The organism is Kytococcus sp. HMSC28H12 (assembly GCF_001816045.1).
Lineage (GTDB): Bacteria > Actinomycetota > Actinomycetes > Actinomycetales > Dermatophilaceae > Kytococcus > Kytococcus schroeteri.
Genome location: NZ_KV824522.1, coordinates 1 through 3,031 on the forward strand (window position 1 = coordinate 1; position 3,031 = coordinate 3,031).

A 3,031-nucleotide genomic window follows, 5' to 3' on the forward strand; every position below is an offset into this window, starting at 1 on the left:
GAGCCCGCCGACCCGCGCCGTGCCCGCGGGAGCTACGCGCGCACCAAGGCCGCCGCGGAGCTGCTCACGCTGGCCGCGGACTCCCCCTCGACGGCGGTGACGGCCGTCCGCCCGCACCTGGTGTGGGGCCCCGGCGACACCCAGCTGGTGGGCCGCATCGTGGAGCGCGCCCGCGCCGGGCGCCTGCCGTGGGTGGGCGACGGGGCGGCCCTGGTGGACTCCACCTACGTGGACAACGCCCGCGACGCCCTCGTGGCCGCGCTCGACGCCCTGGCCCTCCCCCGCGGCGAGCACTCCGCCCACGGCCGGGCGTTCGTGGTGACCAACGACGAGCCGCGCCCGGTGGGCGAGCTGATCGCCGGCATCCTGCGGGCCCACGGCGCCCCGCTGCCCCGGCTGCACGTGCCCACCACCCCCGCCGGGGGCGTCGGTCACCTCGTGGACGCCGCGGTGGCCGCCAGCCAGCACGTGCACCCCATCACCGAGCCGCCGCTCACGCACTTCCTCGTGGAACAACTCACCACCGCGCACTGGTTCTCCCAGCGGGAGACCCACACGGCGCTCGGCTGGCGTCCGGCGGTCTCCCTCGACGACGGACTGGAGCGCCTGCGGGAGGCAGCGTGAGCACGTGGGACGAGGCGCGCGCCGCCCTGGCGCGCCGGGCACCGGCCGTGGGGTGGGGCCTGGCCACCGCCGCGCTGGCCACCGTCGGCACGCTGGGGGTGGAGCTGTGGCAGGCCAGCCGCCTCTCGGACGGATCGCCCGGCAACGCGCCGGACGAGAACGGCGTCTACACGCCGTCCGGCGGCCACCAGCGCGACGAGGTGGAGTCGCCCTGGGAGTTCGTGATGATGGGCGACTCGGTGGCCAACGGGGTGGGCGCCCAGCGCCCCGCGCAGACCATCGGCGCCCGGTGCGCGCGCCGCATCGCCGCCATCTCCGGCCGCCCCGTCTACCTGGAGAGCGTGGCCGTCAACGGCGTCACCTCCGTGGGGCTGGGCGAGCAGGTGGACCGCGCCCTGCGGAAGTTCCCCCGACCCGACCTCGTGCTGCTGAGCATCGGCGGCAACGACATCGCCAAGAACGCCGACTTGTCGGCCTGCCTGGTGGAGCTGCGGCGCACCGTGCTGCGGCTCCGGGCCGCCGGCGCCGAGGTGGTGGTGGCCACCTGCCCGGACTTCGGGATGATCGCCTCCCTCGGCCAGCCGCTGCGGTGGATCATGCAGGCCCGCTCCCGCCGCTACGCCGCCCGGCAGACCGTCGCCGTAGTGGAGTGCGGCGGGCGCACCGTGTCCCTGGGCGCGCTCACCACGCGCGCCTTCCTCGACGACCCCGACGCGATGTTCCACACCGACCGCTTCCACCCCTCGGCCCGCGGGTACAAGCGGGCTGCCCAGGTGCTCGTGCCCTCGCTGCTCGACGCCCTCGGCCTGCCGGTGAGCGAGCGCGACGAACGCCGTGCCGCCGGCGCGGTGGTGGAGCGCGGGGTGCCGCTGAGCCTGGAGCAGGCCGCCCTGCGGGCCGCCGCGCACGAGGGCACCGAGGTCAGGCCCGCCGAGGGTGGCCGAGGGCGCCTGCGCGCCCTGGTGCAGCGCCGGCGGCGCGACCCCGGTGACGACGCGGACACCGCGGCCCCCGCCCGGCCGGCGGAGGAGCCCCGCCCGTGACCCAGGTCACGCCCTCTGCCTAGGATGACGCCGGACGCACGCGTCCGCACCGCATCGAGGACCAGGAGTCACCCCATGCCCGAAGCCGTCATCGTCGCCGCCACCCGCTCCCCCATCGGGCGCGCCTTCAAGGGCAGCCTCACCGAGGTGCGACCCGACGACCTCGCCGCCCAGATGGTGACCGCCGCGCTGGCGCAGGTGCCCGAGCTCGACCCGCGCGAGATCGACGACTTCTACCTGGGCTGCGCCGAGCCGTGGGGCGAGCACGGGTCCAACATGGCCCGCGTGGTGTCCGTGCTGGCCGGCATGGACCACCTGCCGGGCGCCACGGTCAACCGCTTCTGCTCCTCCAGCCTGCAGACCACCCGCATGGCCATGCACGCCATCAAGGCCGGCGAGGGCGACGTGTTCGTCTCCGGCGGCGTGGAGTGCGTGAGCCGCTACGCGGACTTCACCGGGGCAGGCATGTCCAAGGTGGCGTGGCAGAACCCGCGCTTCGCCGAGGCCCGCGAGCGCACCGAGCGCATCGCCGCCGAGAACACCCCGTGGACCGACCCGCGCGCCGAGGGGCTGTTGCCGGACGTCTACATCGCGATGGGGCAGACCGCCGAGAACGTGGCCACCTCCCGAGGCGTGAGCCGCGAGCGCCAGGACGAGTGGGGCGTCACCAGCCAGAACCGGGCGCAGGCCGCCATCGAGGCCGGCATCCTGGCCCGTGAGATCACCCCGGTGACCCTGCCCGACGGCACCACCCACGCCACCGACGACGGCCCCCGCTTCGGCACCACGCTGGAGAAGCTGCAGGGCCTGCAGCCGGTCTTCCGCGAGGACGGCACCGTGACCGCGGGCAACTGCTGCCCGCTCAACGACGGCGCCGCCGCCCTGGTGGTCATGAGCGACACGAAGGCCAAGGAGCTGGGGCTGACGCCGCTGGCCCGCATCGTGTCCACGGGTGTCTCCGCGCTCTCCCCCGAGGTGATGGGCCTGGGGCCGGTGGAGGCGTGCCGCCAGGCGATGGCCCGGGCCGGCATGTCCATCGGCGACCTGGACCTCTACGAGATCAACGAGGCCTTCGCCGCGCAGGTGCTCCCCAGCGCCGACGACCTGGGCATGGACCTGGACAAGCTCAACGTGCACGGCGGCGCCATCGCGCTGGGCCACCCCTTCGGCATGACCGGCGCGCGCATCACCACCACGCTCATCAACGCGATGCAGGAGCGCGACGCCCAGTTCGCCATGGAGTCGATGTGCGTGGGCGGCGGCCAGGGCATGGCGATGATCCTGGAGCGCCTCAGCTGAGGTCAGGCGCCCGCACGGCGGCGCAGTGCGGCGAGGTCGGTGGCCAGGCGGTCACCGACCTCGCC

General features: G+C 75.1%; 3 protein-coding genes. All 3 read left to right on the forward strand.

Annotated elements, in window-relative coordinates; genetic code table 11:
- The coding region (locus tag HMPREF3099_RS07625; RefSeq protein ID WP_141762056.1) for an NAD-dependent epimerase/dehydratase family protein at window positions 1-624 on the forward strand (624 nt) is incomplete at its 5' end.
- Complete coding sequence (locus HMPREF3099_RS07630) at window positions 621-1,667, forward strand: SGNH/GDSL hydrolase family protein (protein ID WP_083323612.1); 1,047 nt, start codon at window positions 621-623, stop codon at window positions 1,665-1,667. The genes HMPREF3099_RS07625 and HMPREF3099_RS07630, both read left to right, overlap by 4 nt.
- 75 nt (window positions 1,668-1,742) lie before the next feature.
- A complete protein-coding gene (locus tag HMPREF3099_RS07635; RefSeq protein WP_070705431.1) occupies window positions 1,743-2,966 on the forward strand; it encodes an acetyl-CoA C-acetyltransferase in 1,224 nt (407 codons plus the stop codon).
- The last annotated feature ends 65 nt before the right edge of the window (window positions 2,967-3,031 follow it).

Bases quoted from the DNA above. Each gene is read 5' to 3' on its own strand.
- HMPREF3099_RS07635 (WP_070705431.1), top strand. From the start codon at position 1,743: ATGCCCGAAGCCGTCATCGTCGCCGCCACCCGCTCCCCCATCGGGCGC.